The sequence below is a fragment of the Streptomyces sp. NPDC059695 genome (assembly GCF_042733785.1).
Taxonomy (GTDB): Bacteria; Actinomycetota; Actinomycetes; order Streptomycetales; family Streptomycetaceae; genus Streptomyces.
Genome location: NZ_JBHWFF010000001.1, coordinates 366,191 through 386,859, shown reverse-complemented (window position 1 = coordinate 386,859; position 20,669 = coordinate 366,191). Strand labels below are relative to the sequence as shown.

General features: G+C 74.9%; 21 protein-coding genes. 13 read left to right on the top strand and 8 right to left on the bottom strand.

Annotated features, from left to right (window positions below; all coding sequences use genetic code 11):
- Nucleotides 1-145: 145 nt before the first annotated feature.
- Nucleotides 146-727 (bottom strand): dienelactone hydrolase family protein, encoded by a 582-nt coding sequence (locus tag ACFV2S_RS01665; protein ID WP_385553214.1) that lies wholly within the window; start codon nt 725-727, stop codon nt 146-148.
- A gap of 123 nt (nt 728-850) precedes the next feature.
- A complete protein-coding gene (locus ACFV2S_RS01660) occupies nt 851-1,123 on the bottom strand; it encodes a hypothetical protein (RefSeq protein WP_385553212.1) in 273 nt (90 codons plus the stop codon).
- A 191-nt stretch (nt 1,124-1,314) separates the two neighbouring features.
- Here ACFV2S_RS01660 and ACFV2S_RS01655 point away from each other — a divergent pair, with 191 nt between their 5' ends.
- The 6 genes from ACFV2S_RS01655 (at nt 1,315) to ACFV2S_RS01630 (ending at nt 7,483) form a co-directional block, all read left to right on the top strand.
- The gene (locus ACFV2S_RS01655; RefSeq protein ID WP_385553210.1) at nt 1,315-2,523 is read left to right on the top strand and encodes an RNA ligase; all 1,209 of its coding nucleotides are present in this window, start codon (nt 1,315-1,317) and stop codon (nt 2,521-2,523) included.
- A gap of 2 nt (nt 2,524-2,525) precedes the next feature.
- A complete protein-coding gene (locus ACFV2S_RS01650; protein WP_385553208.1) occupies nt 2,526-3,443 on the top strand; it encodes an AAA family ATPase in 918 nt (305 codons plus the stop codon).
- 67 nt (nt 3,444-3,510) lie between these two features.
- Nucleotides 3,511-4,212 carry a ribonuclease H gene (locus ACFV2S_RS01645; protein ID WP_383794289.1) on the top strand — a complete coding sequence of 234 codons (702 nt, stop codon included), beginning with the start codon at nt 3,511-3,513 and terminating at the stop codon, nt 4,210-4,212.
- Between the two features lie 287 nt (nt 4,213-4,499).
- Entirely contained in the window at nt 4,500-5,183 is a 684-nt protein-coding gene (locus ACFV2S_RS01640; RefSeq protein WP_385553205.1) for a GNAT family N-acetyltransferase, read from the top strand.
- Nucleotides 5,184-5,459: 276 nt separating this feature from the next.
- Nucleotides 5,460-6,563, top strand: a complete 1,104-nt coding sequence (locus tag ACFV2S_RS01635; protein WP_385553203.1) for an enoyl-CoA hydratase/isomerase family protein — start codon at nt 5,460-5,462, stop codon at nt 6,561-6,563.
- Entirely contained in the window at nt 6,560-7,483 is a 924-nt protein-coding gene (locus ACFV2S_RS01630) for a glutaminase (RefSeq protein WP_385553201.1), read from the top strand. Before ACFV2S_RS01635 ends, ACFV2S_RS01630 begins: the two co-directional genes overlap by 4 nt.
- A gap of 49 nt (nt 7,484-7,532) precedes the next feature.
- Here ACFV2S_RS01630 and ACFV2S_RS01625 read toward each other — a convergent pair whose 3' ends face one another.
- Nucleotides 7,533-8,141, bottom strand: coding sequence for a TetR/AcrR family transcriptional regulator (locus tag ACFV2S_RS01625; RefSeq protein ID WP_385553199.1), 609 nt, complete (start codon nt 8,139-8,141; stop codon nt 7,533-7,535).
- 93 nt (nt 8,142-8,234) lie between these two features.
- On the opposite strand from ACFV2S_RS01625, the gene ACFV2S_RS01620 reads away from it, so the two are divergent.
- Nucleotides 8,235-8,660, top strand: coding sequence for a DUF4345 domain-containing protein (locus tag ACFV2S_RS01620; RefSeq protein WP_385553197.1), 426 nt, complete (start codon nt 8,235-8,237; stop codon nt 8,658-8,660).
- Nucleotides 8,661-8,680: 20 nt separating this feature from the next.
- Here ACFV2S_RS01620 and ACFV2S_RS01615 read toward each other — a convergent pair whose 3' ends face one another.
- Nucleotides 8,681-9,373 carry a lysophospholipid acyltransferase family protein gene (locus ACFV2S_RS01615; RefSeq protein ID WP_385553195.1) on the bottom strand — a complete coding sequence of 231 codons (693 nt, stop codon included), beginning with the start codon at nt 9,371-9,373 and terminating at the stop codon, nt 8,681-8,683.
- Between the two features lie 173 nt (nt 9,374-9,546).
- Here ACFV2S_RS01615 and ACFV2S_RS01610 point away from each other — a divergent pair, with 173 nt between their 5' ends.
- Both ACFV2S_RS01610 and secD read left to right on the top strand, forming a co-directional pair.
- On the top strand, nt 9,547-10,068 hold the full coding sequence (locus ACFV2S_RS01610) for a hypothetical protein (protein WP_385553193.1): 522 nt from the start codon (nt 9,547-9,549) through the stop codon (nt 10,066-10,068).
- 145 nt (nt 10,069-10,213) lie between these two features.
- On the top strand, nt 10,214-12,502 hold the full coding sequence (gene secD, locus ACFV2S_RS01605; protein WP_385553191.1) for a protein translocase subunit SecD: 2,289 nt from the start codon (nt 10,214-10,216) through the stop codon (nt 12,500-12,502).
- Nucleotides 12,503-12,558: 56 nt separating this feature from the next.
- Here secD and ACFV2S_RS01600 read toward each other — a convergent pair whose 3' ends face one another.
- Both ACFV2S_RS01600 and mgt read right to left on the bottom strand, forming a co-directional pair.
- Nucleotides 12,559-12,957: a DUF4440 domain-containing protein gene (locus ACFV2S_RS01600; protein WP_385553189.1), complete on the bottom strand. Its 399-nt coding sequence runs from the start codon at nt 12,955-12,957 to the stop codon at nt 12,559-12,561.
- A 33-nt stretch (nt 12,958-12,990) separates the two neighbouring features.
- On the bottom strand, nt 12,991-14,190 hold the full coding sequence (gene mgt, locus ACFV2S_RS01595; protein ID WP_385553187.1) for a macrolide-inactivating glycosyltransferase: 1,200 nt from the start codon (nt 14,188-14,190) through the stop codon (nt 12,991-12,993).
- A gap of 123 nt (nt 14,191-14,313) precedes the next feature.
- Here mgt and ACFV2S_RS01590 point away from each other — a divergent pair, with 123 nt between their 5' ends.
- The 3 genes from ACFV2S_RS01590 to ACFV2S_RS01580 all read left to right on the top strand — a co-directional run bounded on the left by ACFV2S_RS01590 (nt 14,314) and on the right by ACFV2S_RS01580 (nt 17,725).
- Nucleotides 14,314-15,081 carry an NPP1 family protein gene (locus ACFV2S_RS01590; protein ID WP_385553185.1) on the top strand — a complete coding sequence of 256 codons (768 nt, stop codon included), beginning with the start codon at nt 14,314-14,316 and terminating at the stop codon, nt 15,079-15,081.
- A 65-nt stretch (nt 15,082-15,146) separates the two neighbouring features.
- The gene (locus ACFV2S_RS01585) at nt 15,147-17,192 is read left to right on the top strand and encodes an NAD-binding lipoprotein (RefSeq protein WP_385553183.1); all 2,046 of its coding nucleotides are present in this window, start codon (nt 15,147-15,149) and stop codon (nt 17,190-17,192) included.
- Entirely contained in the window at nt 17,189-17,725 is a 537-nt protein-coding gene (locus ACFV2S_RS01580; protein WP_385553181.1) for a GNAT family N-acetyltransferase, read from the top strand. Before ACFV2S_RS01585 ends, ACFV2S_RS01580 begins: the two co-directional genes overlap by 4 nt.
- A 15-nt stretch (nt 17,726-17,740) precedes the next feature.
- Here the strand turns inward: ACFV2S_RS01580 and ACFV2S_RS01575 are convergent, their stop codons facing one another.
- Nucleotides 17,741-18,499: a methyltransferase domain-containing protein gene (locus ACFV2S_RS01575; protein ID WP_385553179.1), complete on the bottom strand. Its 759-nt coding sequence runs from the start codon at nt 18,497-18,499 to the stop codon at nt 17,741-17,743.
- A 119-nt stretch (nt 18,500-18,618) separates the two neighbouring features.
- Between ACFV2S_RS01575 and ACFV2S_RS01570 the strand changes: the two genes are divergently transcribed.
- A complete protein-coding gene (locus ACFV2S_RS01570) occupies nt 18,619-19,308 on the top strand; it encodes a phosphatase PAP2 family protein (RefSeq protein WP_385553576.1) in 690 nt (229 codons plus the stop codon).
- A gap of 29 nt (nt 19,309-19,337) precedes the next feature.
- Here ACFV2S_RS01570 and ACFV2S_RS01565 read toward each other — a convergent pair whose 3' ends face one another.
- Entirely contained in the window at nt 19,338-20,663 is a 1,326-nt protein-coding gene (locus tag ACFV2S_RS01565; RefSeq protein ID WP_385553177.1) for a glutamate-1-semialdehyde 2,1-aminomutase, read from the bottom strand.
- Nucleotides 20,664-20,669: the final 6 nt, after the last annotated feature.

The following is a 20,669-nucleotide window of genomic DNA, read 5'->3' as shown; positions in this document are numbered from 1 at the left end:
GGGGGCCCGCGCCGCCCCCCGCCCCCCCGCCCCCCCCCCGCCCCCCCCGCCCCGCCGCCCCCCCCCGGGGCGGGGGCGGACCGCCCGACCCCGGGGTCCACCGATCGGCCGACCCGGCCGCACCGCGCGGACCGGCCGGCGAGGCTCAGCGGTCGAGGGCGTCCAGGAAGCACAGGACCCGCTCGGCGCACAGCGCGGTCGCCTCCGGCACGTGATCGGCCGTACCGGCCTCGGCGAACAGGTGGGCCGTCCCCGGGTACAGGAACAGCTCCCGGTCCCGGGCGCCCGCCACCAGCGCGCGCGCCGCCTCCAGGTCCCCGTCGCCGACGAAGAACGGATCGGCGTCCATGCCGTGCACCTGCGCGGGAACCCCCTCAGGCCAGGCCGCGCCGAACTCGGCCACCGGTACGCAGGCGCTGAACAGCAGCGCGCCGAGGGCCCCGGGCCGGGTCTGCGCCAGCTTCTGGGCGGGCAGCACGCCGAGCGAGAACCCGGCGTACACGACCGCCCCGGGCAGGCCCTCGGCCGCCTTCTCGCCGCGCGCGAGGATCGTGTCGAAACCGACCTCCCCCGCGTACCCGACGCCGGCCTCGACGTCCTGGAAGGTACGGCCCTCGTACAGATCGGGCAGGTGCACCGTGTGCCCGGCCCGCCGCAGCCCCTCGGCGAACGCGGTGACGCCCTCCGTCAGCCCCAGCGCGTGGTGGAAGAGCAGTACCTCGGCCATGTCGTCATCCCCTGTGTCACCGTACGAGACCGGGCCACCGCGCGGCCCGGGCCACTTCGGGAGGCAGCATGCCGCACGCCACCGACAACGGCCCGGAAGCGGGTCCGGAATCCCGGGTCGGGGTCAGAGCATCGGCCGGTGCGGGACGACGGCGCCCGCCTGGCCCACCATGCCGGCCGGACCGCCGACGCCCATCGGACCGCCGACACCGGGGTGCGGCGCGCCGGCGTGCGCGACGGCGCCCTGAGGCCCGGGGATCCCCTGCGGAGGCATCTGGATCACACGGCTCAGATCCCGCAGGACCTCCTCGGCGACCTGACGGACGTCACCGGGAACGTCCCCCCGCTCCCGTATGAGCTCGGCGTAGATCGGTGCCGTGCCGTCCGCGTGGTTCATGGGGCTCGCTTCCTCTGTCTGCGCCGGATCCGTCACCGACGGGCAGACGGCGAGTCTACGGGGCACCACCGACACACCCCGGTCCGGGAGCCGCATCGGCGCCCCGCCCCCGTCCCCTCCCGCGATATTCGCTGTCCACCGGATCCCCTCCCGTCCGAGAATGGATCAACGAACCACACGGGAGGGACCCCATGAGCCAGGAGACCCTGACTCTGCACGACCTGATGCCGCCCGACGAGCTCGCCGCGGCACTCGCCGACGGGCACGTCACGCGCAAGCACCACCCCGAGCTGCCGCTGTCGATCTACACCTACACGCGCGCGTGCCAGTACGCCCAGATCTGGAACCGGGCCACCACACGCTGCCGCGGGCTCGTCGCCGACGACACCACCGGGCGGATCGTGGCGCTCCCCCTCCCCAAGTTCTTCAACCTCTCCGAACACGCCGGCGGCCGCCCCTACGCGCCGCCGCTCCCCGACGAGCCCTTCGAGGTCTACGACAAGGTCGACGGCAGCCTCGCCGTGGTCTTCCACTACGCCGACCGCTGGCACGTCGCCTCCAAGGGCTCCTTCACCAGCGGCCAGGCCGCCTGGGCCCAGCGCAGGCTCGACGCCGCCGACACCACGGGCCTGACCCCCGGCGTCACCTACCTCGCCGAGATGCTCTACCCGGGCAACCGCATCGTCGTGAACTACGGCGAGCGCCGCGACCTCGTGCTGCTCGCCGCCTTCCGCGCGGACGGCACCGAACTGTCCCTCGCCGAGGCGGCCGAGGGCTGGCACCCCCTCGGCTCCGTCGTCCGCACCTGGCCCGCCATGGGCGTCGACGAGCTCGTCGCCCTGACCGAGTCCAACACGCTCCCCGGCGGCGAGCGGGCCACCGGCACCGACGCCGAGGGCTTCGTCCTGCGCTTCGCCTCCGGCGTGCGTGCCAAGGCCAAGCTCAGCGAGTACGTGCGCCTGCACAAGGTCCTCACCGGCGTCACCGAGCGGGACATCTGGCGCGGCCACGGCATCCAGCGCTTCGCCGGCCTCCCCGCCGGCGAGCTGGCCAAGGGCCTCGGCTGCGCCGTCACCGACGTCGAGGCCTCCGGAGGCAAGCCCCTGGACGCCCTCCTCGAACAGGTCCCGGACGAGTTCGACGCCTGGGTGCGCGAGGTGATCGCGCGGCTGGAGTCGGCCGCGGCCGGCCGCGAGCGCGCCGTCGACGAGGCGTACGACCGCCTCGCCCACCTCGCCGGCGACCGGGCGGCCTTCGCCCGCGCCGCCGCGGACCTCGGCGACCGGGCCCTGCGCGCCCTCCTCTTCCTGCGCCTCGACGGCCGCCCGACCGACCTCCTCGTGTGGCGGCAGCTGCGCCCCGAGGCCACCGACCCCTTCGCCCACGACCAGGAGAACTGACCGTGCCTGTCGTCCACCTCATGACCGGCCTCCCGGCCTCCGGCAAGACGACGGCCGCCCGCGCCCTCCAGGCAGCCGCCGAGGGCCGGATGCGCCGCGTCAACCTCGACGACCTCCGGACCATGCTCGACGTCCCCTCGCCGGAGCGCGGCCGCTCCCACCGGCACGAGCAGACCGTGCTCGGCATCCAGGACGCGGCCGTGCGCGCCGCCGTCGACGACGGCTTCGACGTCGTCGTCGACAACACCCACCTGACCCCGCACATCCCCAAGCGGCTGAAGGCCGCCGTGGGCGGTCTCGCCACCTTCGCCGTCCACGACTTCACCGACGTCCCCGCCGACGAGTGCGTCCGCCGCGACGCCGCCCGCGACCGGCCCGTCGGCGAGGAGATCATCCGCATCCTCGCCGAGAAGCACGCCAAGGCCACCCGGGGCGGCTGGCGGCTCACCGAGGACTGGCTCAACGACCGCCCCACCGTCGGCGCGCCCTACGTCCCCGACCCGGCGCTCCCCACCGCCGTCATGTGCGACATTGACGGCACCCTCGCGCTGCGCGTCGACCGCGGCCCGTACGACTTCAGGCACTGCGACCGCGATCTGCTCAACGCCTCCGTACGCGACGCCCTGCGGGCCTTCCGGCACACCGAGCGGGACCGGATCGTCCTCCTCTCCGGGCGCAGCGAGGACCACCGGGCCCTCACCGAGAGCTGGCTCGCCCACCACGAGGTGCCCTACGACGAGCTGTGGATGCGCGCCTCCGGCGACGGCCGCGGCGACGACCTCGTGAAGGCGGAGCTCTTCGACGCCCATGTGCGCCACCGGTACGCGGTGCGGGTCTCCCTGGACGACCGCGACCGCGTCGTCGCCCTGTGGCGCCGGATGGGCCTGCCCACCTGGCAGGTCAACTACGGCGCCTTCTGACCCGGCCCCGGCCGGGAGCCGACGGGGGGGGGGCCGCCCACCCCCGCCGGCGTGTCAGGATCGTGGGATGGTGGAGAAGATCATCGCGGCGTGCGACGGCGCGTCGAAGGGAAACCCCGGCCCCGCGGCCTGGGCATGGGTCATCGGCCGGGCCGACGGAGCGATCGACCGCTGGGAGGCGGGCCCCCTCGGCCGGGCGACCAACAACGTGGCCGAACTCACGGCCCTGGAGCGCCTCCTGGAGGCCCTCGACCCCGGCGTGCCCGCCGAGGTCCGCATGGACTCGCAGTACGCCATGAAGGCGGTCACGACCTGGCTCCCCGGCTGGCGCCGCAAGGGCTGGAAGACCGCCGCGGGCACCCCGGTCGCCAACAAGGACCTGGTCGTGCGGATCGACGCCCTGCTCACCGGCCGGGACGTCGACTTCGTGTACGTCCCCGCGCACCAGGTCGACGGCGACCCCCTCAACGACGCCGCCGACCGCGCCGCCAGCCACTCCGCCCGGACCCAGGAGCCCCTGGCCTCCGCGGGTGGTTCCGAACTGCCCCCGGCGGAGCCCGCCGCACGCCCCTCCACGCCCCGGGCGCGCTCCTCTGCGCCCCGATCGGGCTCCGCGGGCGCCGGTGGGGGGCAGGCCCGCAGGAATCGCCCGTCCGGCGGCACCCTGAACGCGAAATTCCCGGGCCGCTGCCGCTGTGGTCGTGCCTACGACAAGGGCGAGACCATCGCCAAGAACTCCGACGGCTGGGGCCATCCCACCTGCGTCTGAGCCCTCGGGCCGTCCGACTGGCGGGCGGCCCCGTCCGGCCCGTGAGACCGTCCGGGCCGGGCGTACGGCAGGCTTCACCCGCGCGTGGACGCGGGTTCTCCCGGGGTTCTGTTCTCGGAGCGGTTGTGGCTGCATACTGATCCTCCTCGCACCCGGTGGCGAACCGTTTTACCTGCTCATTTGTCGTTCTCACGACACTGTCGGCACCGGACGAGAACCCCCTCCTGCCGCCGCCGCGGCCTCTCCGCGGTGGTGGTCGTCCCTGCCCGTGAAAGACCCGAGGACCCGTGCCAGTACCTGTTCTCCTGACCGGGCGCTCCGTGCGCCTGGAGCCGCTGGCGATGCGGCACGCCGAAGCCCTCGCCCGGGCCGGCGGGGCGGACCGATCGGCCTACGCCTTCACCCCCGTACCCGACGGCTTCGAATCAGCCCTCGACTACATCGCCCGTGCCCTCACGGATCAGGCGGCAGGCCGGTGCCTGCCCTTCGCCCTGGTCAGTACGGCCGACGAGCGAGTCATCGGCTCGACCCGCTTCCTCGAACTCGACTACTGGCGGGGCCCGCTGGTCTGGCCGCCGGTCCCCGGCATGCCGCACGGCGATCCGCTGACCGCCGTCCCGGACGCGGCCGAGATCGGCAACACCTGGATCGCCGGCGACGCCCGGGGCACCGGGATCAACACCGAGGCCAAGTACCTCATGCTCCGGCACGCCTTCGAGGCCTGGGGCGTCCGGCGCATCACCATGCGCGCCGACGCCCGGAACACACGGTCCAGAATCGCCATCGAACGCCTCGGAGCGACCTGCGAGGGCATCCGCAGGGCCCACTCCCGCGGCCTCGACGGCGCCGTCCGCGACACGGCCTTCTACTCGATCCTCGACGAGGAATGGCCCACCGTCCGGGACATCATCGAGCTGCGCCTCTCCACCCCCCGGCAGGTCCGGATCCCGCAGGACCTGCTGCCCGCCTGAACCCGGGCGACGGGACGTGGCCACGCGGGGCCACATCCCGCGCACACCGGTGGGACAGCGGCGTTCGCGCCCCTGTCCCACCGGTGGTTCCATGGAGGTGACGGGAAGGACTCGGCGTGAGGACGCGGAGTAGCGGCCCTCACCGGACCGCGCACCGCGCAATCAGGATCCGCGAGAAGCGGATGGGTCCTTCCCGCCCCGCACCCCGCCCCGGGGGACGCGGCACGCCCCGGTACGGTGGCCGGGACACAGAGCCGTGCCACCCGAAGGGAACGAGTGATCGTGCCGACCGGAACTCCCGACGTGCTCCTCCGGACGGAGGGCCGCGCCGGGTTCATCACCCTGAACCGGCCCCGCGCCATCAACGCGCTCACCCACGCCATGGTCCGCGCCGTCGACGGCGCGCTCACGGACTGGGAGCACGATCCGGCCGTCACCACCGTCGTCATCGAGGGCGCCGGGGAGCGCGGCCTCTGCGCCGGCGGCGACATCCGTGCCATCCACGACGACGCCCGCGCCGGAGGCTCCGCCTCCGCGGCCTTCTGGCGGGACGAGTACCGCCTCAACGCCCGTATCTCCCGCTACCCCAAGCCCTACGTCGCCCTCATGGACGGCATCGTGATGGGCGGCGGGGTCGGCGTCTCCGCGCACGGCTCCGTCCGCGTCGTCACCGAGCGCTCCCGGGTCGCCATGCCCGAGACCGGCATCGGCTTCGTCCCCGACGTCGGCGGCACCCACCTCCTCGGGCGCGCCCCCGGTGAGCTCGGCACGCACCTGGCCCTCACCGGCGCCCCCGTCGGCGCCGCCGACGCGATCCTCACCGGTCTCGCCGACGCCTTCGTGCCCTCCGCCGAACTGCCCGCCCTCGTCCGCGACCTGGCGGACCTGCCCGCCGCGGAGGCCCTCGCCCGCCGTGCCGTCGCCCCGCCGGCCGGTGTCCTCGCCGAGCAGCGGGAGTGGATCGACGCCTGCTGTGCCGCCGCGACCGTCGAGGAGATCGTCGAGCGCCTCTTCGAGACCGGAGTGCCCGCCGCGAAGGAGACGGCCGAGACCCTTCTCGGACGGTCCCCGGCCGCCCTCAAGGCGACCCTGGCCACCCTCCGCCGCTCGCGCGCCCTCCCCTCCCTGGAAGCGGTCCTCGACCTGGAGTACCGGGTCTCGTGCGCGGCCCTCACCACCCCCGACCTCGTCGAGGGCATCCGGGCCCAGGTCGTCGACAAGGACCGCGACCCCCACTGGACCCCGGCGACCCTCGCCGAGGTGACCGAGGCCGACGTCGCCCGCTACTTCGCCGCACCGGCCGGCGGGGACCTCGGCCTGGCCGCGGCGCTCTCCGCACCCGCCGGGTCCGCCGGCCGGGGAGCCCGGGGCGGCGCGTGACCGCGAACACCTCCTTCCAGCCCGTCCTCGACCGCATCGCCGAGGAGCTCACGGAGCTCACCGACCAGGGCACGCCGGCCGACTACATCCCCGCGCTCGCGGCGGGCGACCCGCGCGACTTCGGCATGGCCGTGGCGGAGCTCGACGGCACGGTCTACGGCGTGGGGGACTGGCGCCGACCCTTCTCCACGCAGTCCGTCACCAAGGTCTTCACCCTGGCGCTCGCCCTCGCCGGGGAGGGCGACGCGCTGTGGGCGCACGTCGGCAGGGAGCCGTCCGGCGACCCGTTCAACTCCCTCGTCCAGCTGGAGTACGAACACGGCATCCCCCGCAACCCGTTCATCAACGCCGGTGCCCTCGTCGTCACCGACCGGCTGCACCGCCTGACCGGCGACGCCTCCGGAACCCTGCTCTCCTTCCTGCGCGCCGAGAGCGGCAATCCGGAGCTCGCCTTCGATCTCGGGGTCGCCGCCTCAGAGGAGGCCCACGGTGACCGCAACGCGGCCCTCGCCCACTTCATGGCCTCCTACGGCAACATCACGGGCCCCGTGCCCGCCCTCCTGACCGAGTACTTCCGCCAGTGCTCCCTGGAGGCCTCCTGCGCCGACCTCGCCCTGGCCACCGGCTTCCTGGCCCGGCACGGGCTGCGCGCCGACGGCAGCCGTCTGCTGACCCGCAGTCAGGCCAAGCAGGTCAACGCCGTGATGCTCACCTGCGGGACGTACGACGCGGCCGGTGACTTCGCCTACCGGGTCGGGCTCCCCGGCAAGAGCGGCGTCGGCGGAGCGGTCGTCGCCGTCGTGCCGGGCCGCTGCACGCTCTGCGTGTGGAGCCCGGGCCTGGACAGCCGGGGCAACTCGGTGGCGGGCGTGACCGCCCTCGACCGCTTCACGACCATCACGGGGCTCTCGGTCTTCTGAGCGGCGCGGCGGGCCCCTCGGCCGGTCAGCCGGCCGGTCCGCGGGCCGGTCAGCGGGGCCAGTCGGGCGCCGGGTCCTCGGGGAGGAGGGGCCGGAGGGCGCCCACGACCGCGCCGACGCACACGTCGCGCAGTTCGGTGCGGGTGCAGGTCTCGTGGGTGAGCCAGTCCACGCACAGCACCTGCACGAAGACGAGCCAGCTCTTCAGCGTGCCCGACACGGCGTCCCGTGTCCGGTCGTCGACGGGCGGCAGGACGCCCAGCAACCGCTCGCGCAGGGCGTCGAGTTCACCGGTGATGATCGTCTGGACGAGACGGTCGCCCGCCAGCACGCGGTTCGCGGCGAGAACCGTGTGGCGGTTCTCGGCGAAGTACGCGATGTGCGTGTCCAGGCCCTGCGTCAGCTGTTCGACCAGGGTGGCGGCGGGGTCGAGGCGGGTCCGCGCCAGGAGCTGGTCGGCGGCCTCCTGGTAGAGCGCGGCGAACAGCTCGCGCTTGCCGGGGAAGTGCTGGTACAGGAGGGCGCGGGAGACCCCGGCCCGCTCCGCGACCTCCTCCATCAGCACCTCGTCGTACGGCAGGGCCGCGAAGAGCCGGGCGGCGACCTCCAGGAGCTGGGCGCGGCGTCGGTCGGGGCTGAGGCGTCGTCGGGCAGACACGCCGCCATGCTACTTGACATGTGTCCAGTAAGCGGCCGTACGCTGCTCGGACGCCAGGACGGCACGGGTGTCTCCTCGATGGGGGTCGCGAGCATGACCAGAGCCAAGGCACTCCGGGGGCTCGCCCTCGCCATGGGGTACGCGTGCGTGGCGATCGGACTCCTCCACGTCCTGCTCGGCAACGCCGCGATCCCGGGCGCCGAGTCGGCCGGTCCGACGGTCGACAGCCTCGGCCGGTTCCTCGGCGCGACCTTCGCCGGGTACGGGCTCGCCTGGCTCTGGGCGGCGCGCCAGTCGCCCGTACCCGCCGGGGTGGTGCGCGCCCTCACCGCCGTCTTCCTGCTGGGAGCACTCGGGAGGCTCCTCTCCCTCGCCGTGGAGGGACGGCCGCACGGGTTCCAGCTGGCCCTGGCCGCCCTCGAACTCGTGCTCTCCCCGCTGCTGTTCCTCCTGGCCGACGCGGACACGCGGGAAGGGACCGGAGTCCCGCCGGCGCGCGCCCAGGACGGCCCCGCCTGACGGAGGCCCGCCCCGCGGGCTCAGCCCCGCGGACCGGCCGCGCGGCCCCCGCCGCCGCGGGCCGCCGGCTCGCCCAGGGCCCCGGCCGCCGTCCGCCACGCCGCGGTCACGGCGCCGTGCGCCAGCTCCGTGGCGGCGGTCACGTCGTCGGGGAGGCGCAGCGGCGTCCCGATGTGCACGTGCAGGCCCGGCCTGCGGACCGGGGCGGTGAGGACGCCCGCGAGCTGCTTCGCCCGCCCGCCCGAGGTGATCCGCCGGGCACCGGCCTGGCCGATCGGCACCACCGGCGCCCCCGTCGCCCGGGCCAGCCGCGCGAGGCCGGTACGGAACATCTCCGGCGGGTTCTCCGCGGCGTCCCGGCGCGGCGGGATGCGCCCCTCCGCGTACAGCATCACGTGCCGTCCGGAGGCGAGCGCGACCGCCGCGTGGTCCAGCGCCGCCGCGGCGCGCAACGAGTTGCGGTGCACGGGCACATGGCCCTCGCGGGTCAGCGCCCGGCCGAGCACCGGGATCCGCCACAGCCCGGACGTGGCCAGCAGGACGGGCTCGACGGCCAGTCGCCCGCGGAGCGCGGCCAGGACGAGCGCCGGGTCGGCGAGCGACGTGTGGTTCACGACGAGGATGCTGCCCGGCTCGACCCGGGCACCGGGATCCGAAGTGACGGTCAGCCGCCCGAAGAACGGGACGACGTGGGCGGCGATGCGGCTGAGCACGGGGGACCCCCAGGAGCCGAGGCGGAACGGTGACGGGACCATCGTCCGGCCGTCCCGCGGCCCGGGCATGAGCATCCGTACTCAACCGTCGTGTGTACCCGGTGCCGGGCCCGTCCTGGCCCGGCATAGGCTGGGGCCGCACGGAAGATCACGAGGCGACGGGGAGGGGCGCGGTGGGGAGTTCGGCCCGGCGTCTCGCGACCCTCGTTCCCGCGCTCCTGTGCGCCCTCTGGTCCCTGCTGGCCGTCCCGCCTGCGGCGGCACCGCCGCAGGACGTCCGTGCGGCGGCCACCGTGGGGCAGACCGACGTCCGGGACGCCGTCCGGGGGGCGGACCCCGTACCCCGCGCTCCCACCCCGGCGGGGGTCGGGCACCCGGCCCTCCCGTCCGCGAGCGACTCGCGCCAGGGCTCCGGGCCCGGGGGCGTTCCCCCGCAGGCCGGGCCGCACGCCGTCCCGCGTGCGACCTCGCAGGAGCCGCACCTCGCGGCCGCCGCCGTCGTGAGTCTCCCGGCCGCCGTCGAGAACCCCGTGCGGTTCCCGGCCGCGCCCGCCGCCCCGGCCGCCGCGCCCGCCGACCTCTCCGTACCCGCGCGCGGCCTCCTCGCGGGCGACCCGCGCCGCGAGCGCGCGCCGCCCGGCGTCGCCCACGGCCCCCGCGTCCCGCGCGGCCCACCCTCCACCCGGCACAGCTGACGTCCCACGCGTCGCCGTCCGGGTCCTCGGCATGTCCACGGACCGGTCCCCGACGCGCATCCGACCGCACCTCCCGCACGGACAGCGGGCGCACGCCTCCCGGAGGCCGCGCCCGCCGGGCCGTGCGCCCGCCCGTGGAGAACCCATGTCCTCTCGTGCCTCGCTCACGCGCGCGCTCCTCGCGCTCGCCGTCGTCGCGCTCTCCCTCTGGATCACCCTGACCACCCCGCCCCGCCTCGGACTCGACCTGCGCGGCGGCACCCGCATCGTCCTGCAGACCGAGGACGGACCCACCACCCGTGCCGACGCCGCGGCCACCGACCGCGCCCTGGAGGTCCTCCGCAAGCGCGTCGACGGCCTCGGCGTCGCGGAACCGTCCCTCGCCCGCTCCGGCGAGCGCCGCATCGTCGTCGAACTGCCCGGCCTGCGCGACCCCCGCCAGGCCGCCGAGACGATCGGCCGCACCGCCCAGCTCACCTTCCACGCCGTCACCGGCGCCTCCCCGGGACCCGCCGGACCGGCCGCCGCCGACGGGACCCGCGTCCTGGCGGACCCCGACGCCCCCGGCGGCTTCCTCGCCCTCGCCGCACCCGCCCTCACCGGAGACGGCGTCAAGGGGGCCGAGGCCACCCTCGACACCGCCACCGTCCGCGGCTGGACCGTCGACCTCGCCTTCCGCGACCGCGCCGCGGACGGCTGGGCGAAGCTCACCGGCGACGCCGCCTGCGCGGCACCGGGGGACCCGGCGCGCCGCGTCGCGATCGTCCTCGACGACCGGATCGTCTCCGCACCCGGCATGGAGGCCGGTGTCCCCTGCGGGGCCGGCATCGGCGGCGGCTCCGCTCAGATCACCGGCGGGTTCTCCGGGCAGGAGGCACGCGACCTCGCGGCGCTCGTCGAGGGCGGCGCGCTGCCCGTGCCGGTGACGACGGTCGAGCAGAGCACCGTGGGACCGACGCTCGGTGCCGAGGCGATCCGGGCCAGCGCCCTGGCCGCCGTCATCGGCCTGGCGTGCACGGGCCTGTTCGTGATGGTGGTCTACCGGCTCCTCGGCGTCCTCGCGACCGTCGCGCTCCTGCTGTACGGACTGATCTCGTACGCCGCCGTCGTCGCCCTCGGCGCCACCCTCACCCTGCCCGGCCTGGCCGGTTTCGTCCTCGCCGTCGGCATCGCCGTCGACGCCAACGTCCTCGTCTTCGAACGGGCCAGGGAGGAGCACGCCCTGCTGGGCCGGGCCGCCGGGCGGGATCTGCGCAGGCCGCTCACGACGGCGTTCGGCAAGGTGTGGAGCGCGGTCGCGGACTCCCACGTCACCACCCTGCTCGCGGCCGGCCTGCTGTTCGTGTTCGGCACGGGGCCCGTCAAGGGCTTCGGCGTGACGCTCGCGATCGGCGTCCTCACCTCACTGATCACCGCCATGGTGATCACCCGGCTCCTCGCCGACCTGACCCTCCGTCTGCCCGCCGTCCGCAGGCGCCCGGCGATCACCGGCATGGCCGGGCTCGGCCGGCTGCGGACCCGGCTCAACCGGCGGGTGCCCCGCCTCATGGCCCACCGGCGCCGCTGGCTGACGGGCTGCGCCGGACTCCTCCTCGTGGCCCTCGCCGGAATCGGTGTGCGGGGCGTGGAGTTCGGCGTCGAGTTCACCGGCGGCCGGGTCGTCCAGTACACGGCCGAGCGCCCGGTGGACGCCGACGCGGCCCGGACGGCCGTCGCGGCGGCCGGCTTCCCCGACGCCGTCGTGCAGACGACCGGCGACGGCGACGTCTCGGTGCGCGTCCGGGAGACCGGCGACGGCGAACAGCGGGAGATCCGCGAGGCGCTCACCCGGATCGCGGGCCCCGTGACGGTCGAGCGCGACGACCTGATCGGCCCGAGCCTCGGCGGGGAGCTGCGCACCCACGCCCTCCTCGCGCTCGGCCTGGCCGTGGCGGCGCAGCTCCTGTACCTGACCGTGCGGTTCCGCTGGACGTACGCGACGGCCGCCGTGGCCGCGATGGCGCAGGACGTGCTGCTGGTGGTCGGCCTCTTCGCGTGGCTGGGCAAGCCGGTGGACAGCGTCTTCCTCGCCGCGCTGCTCACCGTCGTCGGCTACTCGGTGAACGACTCCGTGGTCGTCCTCGACCGGCTGCGCGAGCTGCGGCGCCGGGGCGGGGGCGTGCCGCTCGCCGACCTCGCCGACCGGGCCGTCGCCCAGACCCTGCCCCGCACGGTCAACACCGGCATGGGCGCGCTCTTCGTCCTGGTGGCGCTCGCCGTCCTGGGCGGGGACTCGCTCACGGACTTCTCGGTGGCGCTCCTCGCCGGCGTCGTGCTCGGCATGGCGTCGACGGTGTTCACGGCGATGCCGCTGGCCGTCGCCCTGGAGACCCGCCACCCGGCCCCGGCCGTCACCGCGCCGCGCCGGCGCGCGGGGGCCGGAGCGGTGGTCTGACCGGGGCCGGTCCGTCGCCCGCCCCGAGCGGGGAGGGCGACGGACCGGCGTCCGGGTCAGGTGTGGTCGAACCAGGAGAACGCTGCGATGCGCCAGCCGTCCGGCGTCCGGACGAACTGGATCGTCTTGGTGCCCTCGCCCTCGTACGGCTTCCCGTCGAAGACCCCCGACTTGCGGTAGGTGCCGAACCGCGAGGCGACGTCCCTCTCGACCCGGGTCTCCTCGGAGGTCTCCCACTCGGAGAACCCGACGAGCCGCCCGCTGGAGAGCAGTTGCGCGCGCGGCTCCACGAACTCCTCCACGGAGTACGCGGTGAAGGTGGGCGCGGTGCAGACGATGACGCCCTGGGGCAGGACGAGCCGTCGGAGCCGGTCCACGTCGGCGGCCTTGCCGCCCCTGTTGTCGAACGCGCCGTAGAACTCGGCGGTCACCCGGTCGATCTCGTTCTTGGACATGACACGACCCTACGCCTCGCTCCGGCCCCGCACTCAGGGCTTCCCGAGCTCCGCCTCGATCAGGTCGGCGGCGCGGAGGGTGCCGCCCTCGCGGGCCATCGACTCCTGGATCTCCCGTGCGCGGCGCGCCACTTCGGGGTCGCCCAGGAGTCCGAGCGCGGCCTCCCGCAGGCGTTCGGGGGTGGCCTCGTCCATGGGCAGGTGGCGCGCCACGCCCAGCGACCGGAGCATGTCGGCGTTGCCGAACTGGTCGACGGCCTGCGGCACGGCGACCATCGGGGTGGCGGTGGCGAGCCCCTCCTGGCTGCCTCCCGCGCCCGCGTGGGTCACGAAGACGTCGGCCTGCCGCAGCATCGCCAACTGGGGCACCCAGGTGTGCGCTTCGACGTTCGGCGGCAGTTCGCCGAGCTCGGCCGGATCGACGAACCGGCCGATCTGCAGGACGACGTGCCAGCCCGGCAGCCCGGCGAAGGCCGCCACGCAGTCCCGGTAGAAGCCGGGCTGCTTGGTGAAGGAGGAGCCGAGCGAGACCAGGACCACCTTCTCCGCATCCTCCGGCCGCCGCCACTCGCCCTGTTCGGCGCGGGCTCCCTGGCAGGCGCCGACGAAGGTGTACACGGACGCGTCGACCCGGTCGGCGTGCGGCTGGAGGGCCCGGGGGATGAGGACGACCGCGCGGCGCGGCCGGGCGACGAACCGGTCGGGGTCGGTGTCGATCCCGTGCGCGGCGAGCCACGCTCCGAAGCGCGCGTAGTACGCCCGGCCGCGCGGCGAGGCCTTGAGCTCGGCGTACATCGGTTCGGCGACCTCCTCCTCGTACCCCTCCCACGGCACCAGGTTCGGCCAGAGCGAGACGGCGGGCACGCCCCACGTGTGGGCGAGGACGGGGGCGGGGTACGAGGTGATGTCGTGGAGGACGAGGTCCGGCCGGTCCTCCTCGAAGGCCTTCGCGAGCTGCGGCAGCGCCTGCGTCGCGTCGGCGAGGAACGGTTCGACGTTGTCGATCAGCTCGGTTCCCCAGGCGTCGGGGTCGTCGTCGGTCGGCAGCGTGGAGGTGTAGACGACGGGCCTCGCCCCCGTCTCCGCGACCTTCTCGGCGAAGGACGCGGGGACGGCGTAACTGACCCGGTGGCCCCGGGCGACGAGCTCGCGGATCACCTCGAGGCTCGGGTTCACGTGGCCGTGGGCGGCGATGGAGAACATGGCGATGTGCGCGGGGGATGCGGTGGTCATGACGGCCACAGTAGACGAGACGATACGTATCGTCTATTCGATTAGGGTTCGCGCTCTCTCGCGTGCGTGGGGTGTACATGCCAAGATGCGGGTCGGTCCACGCCCATCGACCCAGGGGACGCAGTGAAGACACCCGCGTACGCCACCAGGGGCGCCCTCGCCCTCGCCGGCGCCCTCGCGCTGATCATCGCCCTGCCGAGCAGCGCGCTCGCCGCACCGCCCACCGCCCTGCCCGCCCACGCCGACGGCCTGGAACAGACCTTCCAGCCGGCGTTCGACTACGACACGGACGGCTGCTACCCCACGCCCGCCATCGGCCCCGACGGCACGCTCAACGGCGGCCTCAAGCCCTCCGGCGCCCTCAACGGCCAGTGCCGTGACGCCCCGGACCTCACGAACACCAACGGGTACGCGCGCGCGAAGTGCAACAACGGCTGGTGCGCCGTCATCTACGGCCTCTACTTCGAGAAGGACCAGGCGGTGGCCGGCAGCGGCCTCGGCGGACACCGGCACGACTGGGAACACGTCGTGGTCTGGGTGCAGAACGACCAGGCCCAGTACGTCTCCACCTCCGCCCACGGGAACTTCGACACCTACGGCCGCGACCGGATCCGCTGGGACGGCACCCACCCCAAGGTCGTCTACCACAAGGACGGCATCGGCACCCACTGCTTCCGCCCGGCGAACGCGAACGACGAACCGCCCGAGAACCACCAGCACGCCTGGCAGTTCCCCAGCCTGGTCGGCTGGGAGGGCTACCCCGCCGGCATCCGCGAGAAGCTCACGCAGGCCGACTTCGGCAGTGCGGTCTTCGGTCTCAAGGACGGCAACTTCGCGGCGCACCTGGCCAAGGCGAAGCCGGCCGGCATCCCCTTCGATCCGTACGCGTGATCACGAAGGGATGAACATGCCCGGATGCCGCCCCGCCGGTCACGGCGGGGCGGCACCCTGCTGACGTGCGAAAAGAAGACAAAAAGGTCGTTCCCGGGCAGCGTGCGGGCGTACCGGGCCCCGTCCCCGGCCGGACCGGGCACACCCGGGCTCACCGGACCGCACCGCGGGACCGGACTCCCCACCGGCGTCACCGGAGCCACTCCACCGAGGAACGCCTCCGCTACTGGTTCGACACCACCCTCACCCGCGGCACCGCCGCACTCTGCGGCTGGCTGGCCCTCGTCTGTCTGGCGCTCGTCGTCCCCGTCAGCACGCTCCTCGCCTGGACCGACCAGCGCACCCCCGCCTCCCTCGGCTCCAGGATCGCGGCGGTGTGGCGGAACACCGGACAGACCATGCGCCTGGGCGGCGAGGTCGGCCCCCCGCTGCGCGTCGCCCTGTCCGTACTCCTCGCCCTCATCGCGCTCTTCTACGTCTCCACCCTGGTCAGTCTCATCACCACCGGCCTCACCGACCACCTCATCGCCCTCAACCGGGGCCGCGCCCGGATCCTGGAACACGGGCACACCGTCGTGCTCGGCTGGTCCGAGCAGATCCCCACCGTCGTCTCCGAACTCGTCGCCGCCCGCACCGACCGGCGCCGCCGGGTCGTCGCACTCCTCGCCGACCGCGACAAACCCGCCATGGAGGAGGACCTCCGCGCCACCGTCGGCGCCACGGGCCGCACCAGGATCGTCTGCCGCACCGGCCGGCCCACCGACCCCGACGCGCTCGGCCGCGTCAGCCCGGCGACGGCCGACTCCGTCCTCGTCCTGCCCCGCGACGACCCCCGCGCCGACGTCGAGGTCGTCAAGACCCTGCTGTCCCTCTCGGCGGCGGTGGGGGAGAAGGGCCCCGTCCGGGTCGTCGCCGCCGTGCGCGACGACCGCCACCTCACCGCGGCCCGGCTCGCCGGCGGACCCCGGGCCACCGTCCTCGACATGGACGACATCGCCGCGCGGCTCCTCGTCGACTGCGCGCGGCAGCCCGGACTCTCCCACGTCCACCAGGAACTCCTCGACTTCGCCGGGCACGAGTTCCACACCGTCGGGGACGCCGCGTTACCCGGCCGTACCTTCGCCGAGGCCGCCCGCGCCTGTCCGGTGTCGACCGCCGTCGGCATCGTCCACGGCGACGGCACGGTCACGCTCAACCCGCCCCGCGCCGTACCGCTCGGCGCCGGCGACGCCCTCCTCGTGATCGCCGAGGACGAACGGTCGACCCGGCTCTCGACCGTCCCCGCCCCCCACGACCCGACGGCGTTCCCCCACGAACCACCCGAACTCCCGGTACGGCCCGAACGCTTCCTCCTCCTGGGTTGGAACCGCCGCGCCCCCCGCATCGCCGCCCACCTGGCACGCCGTACACCGCCCGGGTCGGCCCTCGACGTCGTGGCCGAGCCGGGCACCGCCACCCTCGCCGGCATCCTGGCCGTCGCCGCGGCCGCCGCCCCGGACCTCACGGTGCTCCACCGGCCCGGCGACCCCACGCTGGCCGAGACCACGGACGCGCTGGAACCGGCCGACTACGACGCCGTGATCGTGCTCGGCCCCGACCACCGGCCGGACCACGCCGACCCGGACGACCGGACCCTCGTCACGCTCCTCCACCTCAGGGCCCGGGAGCGGGCGAGCGGCCGCCGGACCCCCGTCGTCACCGAGATGACCGACGACCGCAGCAGACTGATCGCACCGCGTGCCCCCGGCGACGACTTCGTCGTCAGCGGCCGCCTCATCGGCCTGCTGATGACGCAGATCTCCCAGAACCCGCACCTGGCCGCCGTGTTCGAGGAACTCCTCGCCCCCGGCGGCAACTCCCTCCACCTCCGTCCGGCGGCCCACTACGTCAGGACCGGGCGCGCCGCCTCCTTCGCCTCCGTCGCCGCGTCGGCCGCCCGCCGGGGCGCCTGCGCCATCGGCTACCGCGCCCACGCCCCGGCCGCCCCCGACCACGGCGTACGTCTCAACCCGCCGAAGGCGCACGTCCGTCACTGGCATCCGGAGGACCGGATCGTGGTGATCGACCGGACCGACCGACCGCTCGGTCCTGCGGTAGGTTCGCCGCCATGACCGAACCCGTGACCGAGACCTGGCCGCCCGCCCCGATACGGACCGAACGCCTCGTGCTCCGCGAGTCCGCGGCCGAGGACCGCGCCGCGTTCCTCGACCTCTTCTCCTCGCCGGAGGTCGGCACCCACATCGGTGGCGCCCGGCCGCGCGAGGAACTCGAACGAGGAATGCCCCAGGTGCCCGGGCGGCGCCCCGGACTCTTCGTGATCGAGCGCGACGGGGCGATGATCGGCGTGATCACCCTGGACCGCCGCGGCGCGGAACGGCGCGGCCACGTCCGCCCGGAGGGCGTCGAGACCGAGCTCGGCTACCTGCTCCTGCCGCAGGCGTGGGGACAGGGGTACGCCGCGGAGGCGAGCGCGGCGGCCCTCGACTGGTGCGCCGGGGCGCGCCCCGGCGAGCCCGTGGTCCTCACCACGCGGACGGCCAACGACCGCGCCGTGCGCCTGGCGCTGAAGCTCGGCTTCACCGAGGTGGAACGGTTCGAGGAGTACGGCGCCGAGCAGTGGTTCGGCGCCCGCCACCCGGCCTGACCGGCACGGCACCCGCTAGGCGGGCTTCCGCGCCTCGATCAGGGTCCGGGCGGAGTGGGCCACGAACGGCCCCTCCGCCCGGATCCGCGCGTCCAGGTCGCGCAGCCGGGGCAGTTGCCCCTCGACCGTGAACCCCGGCACGATCCAGATCACCTTGCGCAGGAACCACACGACGGCGCCGACGTCGTGGAACTCCATGCGGAGCCGCTCGGCGCGCACGTCCACGACGTCGAGGCCCGCCGCCCGGGCCGCCGAGGTCTCGTCGTCGGGATGGCGGTGCAGGGCCGCCTCCGGCTGCGGCCCGAGGAACCACTCGACCAGCTCCCAGACGCTGGCGGGCCCGACGTGTTGGGCGAGGTAGGTGCCGCCCGGCCGCAGGACGCGGGCGATCTCCGTCCACCAGACGGTCGCCGGGTGCCGACTGCTCACGAGGTCGAAGGCGGCGTCGCCGAAGGGCAGCGGCGGCTCGTCGGGATCGGCGACGACGACCACCCCCCGGGGATGGAGCCTCGCCGTGGCCCGTGCGACGTTCGGCGGCCACGACTCGGTGGCCGCCATGGTCGCCGGGAGCACCGGGACCCCGCCCAGGACCTCCCCGCCGCCCGTCTGGATGTCGAGTCCGGCCGAGACGGCCGCCAGCCGCTCACCGAGGAGCCGCTGATAGCCCCAGGAGGGCCGCTCCTCGCTCGCCCGGCCGTCGAGCCAGGAGAAGTCCCAGCCGTCGACCGAGGCCCCGGCGGCTTCGGCGACGAGCTCTTCGAAGGTGCGTGTCATCCCCTCATGATCGCGGAGAACGGGCGCGCGACGCGACTTCGGCGTGCCGCGACCCGAGGTTGGCTAGGGTGACGGGACGAGGGGGAGTCGTACACGACGGGGGGCTCGCGTTGGATCGCCTGGCCGAAGCGGACGTGGAACCGGGCCCGGCCCGGCAAGTGACCGGCGAACCGGGGCGTCCGGTGCTGCCGGCGGTGCTGCGCGCCTGGTGGGGGGCGCTCGCGGCGCTCGCCGCACTCGCGCTCGGCCTGCTCGGGATCCGGTACGCCGGCCATGGCGAGCCCGGCGCGGTGGACACGCGGCTCCAGGCCGCGGCGGACGGGGCGGGGCCCTGGCGCTACGACCTCGCCCACGCCGTGGACTTCCTCGGCGAACCGGCCGGAGCGGCGCTGCTGGTCGCGGCCACCGTCCTGGTCTGCCTGCTGCTGCGACACCCCCGCGCGGCGGTGTTCGCCGTCGCCGCCGTCGGCCTGAGCGTGGTGACGGCGACCCTGCTGAAGCGCGTGGTGGGGCGCACCATCCACGGCGGGTACCTGTCCTTCCCGAGCGGACACACCGCCTTCCTCACCGCCTTCGCCGTCGCGGTGGCGCTGCTCGCGGCCGGGAGGCTCGGCCTCGGCAGGGCGGCCGGCACGTCGCTCGTGCTCGCCGCGGCGCTCGCCGGGGGCGCCGTGATGGGCTGGGCGCAGGTCGTCCTGGGCGCCCACTACCCGACGGACACCGTGGGCGGCTGGTGCACGGCCCTCGCGGTGGTACCGGCGACCGCGTGGCTCGTCGACCGCACCGCCGCCCGGGCGGCCCGCCCCTGACGTCACGTCGGGGACGGGCCCGCCTCACCTCAGGCCAGGCGGCGGAACACGGGCTTCACCGGCCGCCCGCCCAGCCAGGGGGCCGGGTCCCCGGCGTCCAGCGCCTTCCGGTACACCGCGCACGCCTCGGCCACCACCTCGACGGTCCGGTCGATGTCGGCGTCGTCGAGCGCGCTGCTCACCACGAACGACGGGGCGAGGATCCCGCCCGCCAGGAGCTGCCGGAGGAAGAGGGTGCGGTACTCCTGCGAAGGCCGCCCGTGCTCGTCGAGGGTCGCGAAGACCAGGTTGCTGGCCCGGCCCCGTACGAGGACGTGGTCGCCGACGCCCGTACCGGCCGCGACCTCGCGGACACCGGCGGCCAACCGCTCGCCCAGGGCGTGCAGTCGGGCGGTGACGCCCTCCTCGGCATAGGTGGTCTGCACGGCCGTCGCGGCGGCCAGCGCATGGGTCTCCGCACCGTGCGTGGTGGACAGCAGGAACACCCGGTCGCCGGTGTGGCGCAGCCCGCCCCGTTCCATCAGCTCGCGGCGCCCGGCCAGCGCGGAGACGGCGAACCCGTTCCCCAGCGCCTTGCCGAAGGTCGAGAGGTCGGGGACGACCCCGTACAGGCCCTGGGCGCCCGCCTCCGACCAGCGGAAGCCGGAGATCATCTCGTCGAAGACCAGGACGCAGCCGTGCCGGTCGGCCAGCTCCCGCAGCCCGGCGAGGTACCCGGGCGGCGGGTCGGTGTGTCCGGCCGGTTCGAGGATCAGGCAGGCGACCTCGCCCTCGTACCGGTCGAGCAGCCGCTCCGTGGCGGCCAGGTCCCCGTAGGGGAAGGACACGGTGAGCTCGGTGGTCGAGGCCGGGATGCCGGCGGACATCGGCGTGGTGCCGATGAACCAGTCGTCGACCGAGAAGAACGGGTGGTCACCGCAGACCGCCACGCGCGACCGCCCGGTGACCGCCCGGGCGAGGCGCACCGCGGCGGTGGTGGCGTCGGAGCCGTTCTTCGTGAACTTCACCATCTCGGCCGTCGGCACCGTGGCCAGGAAGCGCTCCGCGGCCTCGACCTCCACGACGGACGGCCGGACGAAGTTGCCGCCCCGGTCGATCTCGCGCCGCACCGCCTCGACCACCCGCGGGTGGGCGTGCCCGAGGCTGACCGACCGCAGGCCGGAGCCGTACTCGATGTACTCGTTGCCGTCGACGTCCCACACGTGGGCGCCCCGGCCGTGGCTGATGACCGGGGCCAGGTGCTCGGGGTACTGGTCGTCGCCCTTGGCGTAGGTGTGCGCGCCCCCGGGGATCAGGGCGTGCAGCCGCTCGTTCGCCTCGCGCGACCGGGGCAGGTGGAGGTCTTGGGTGTTCACGCTGAT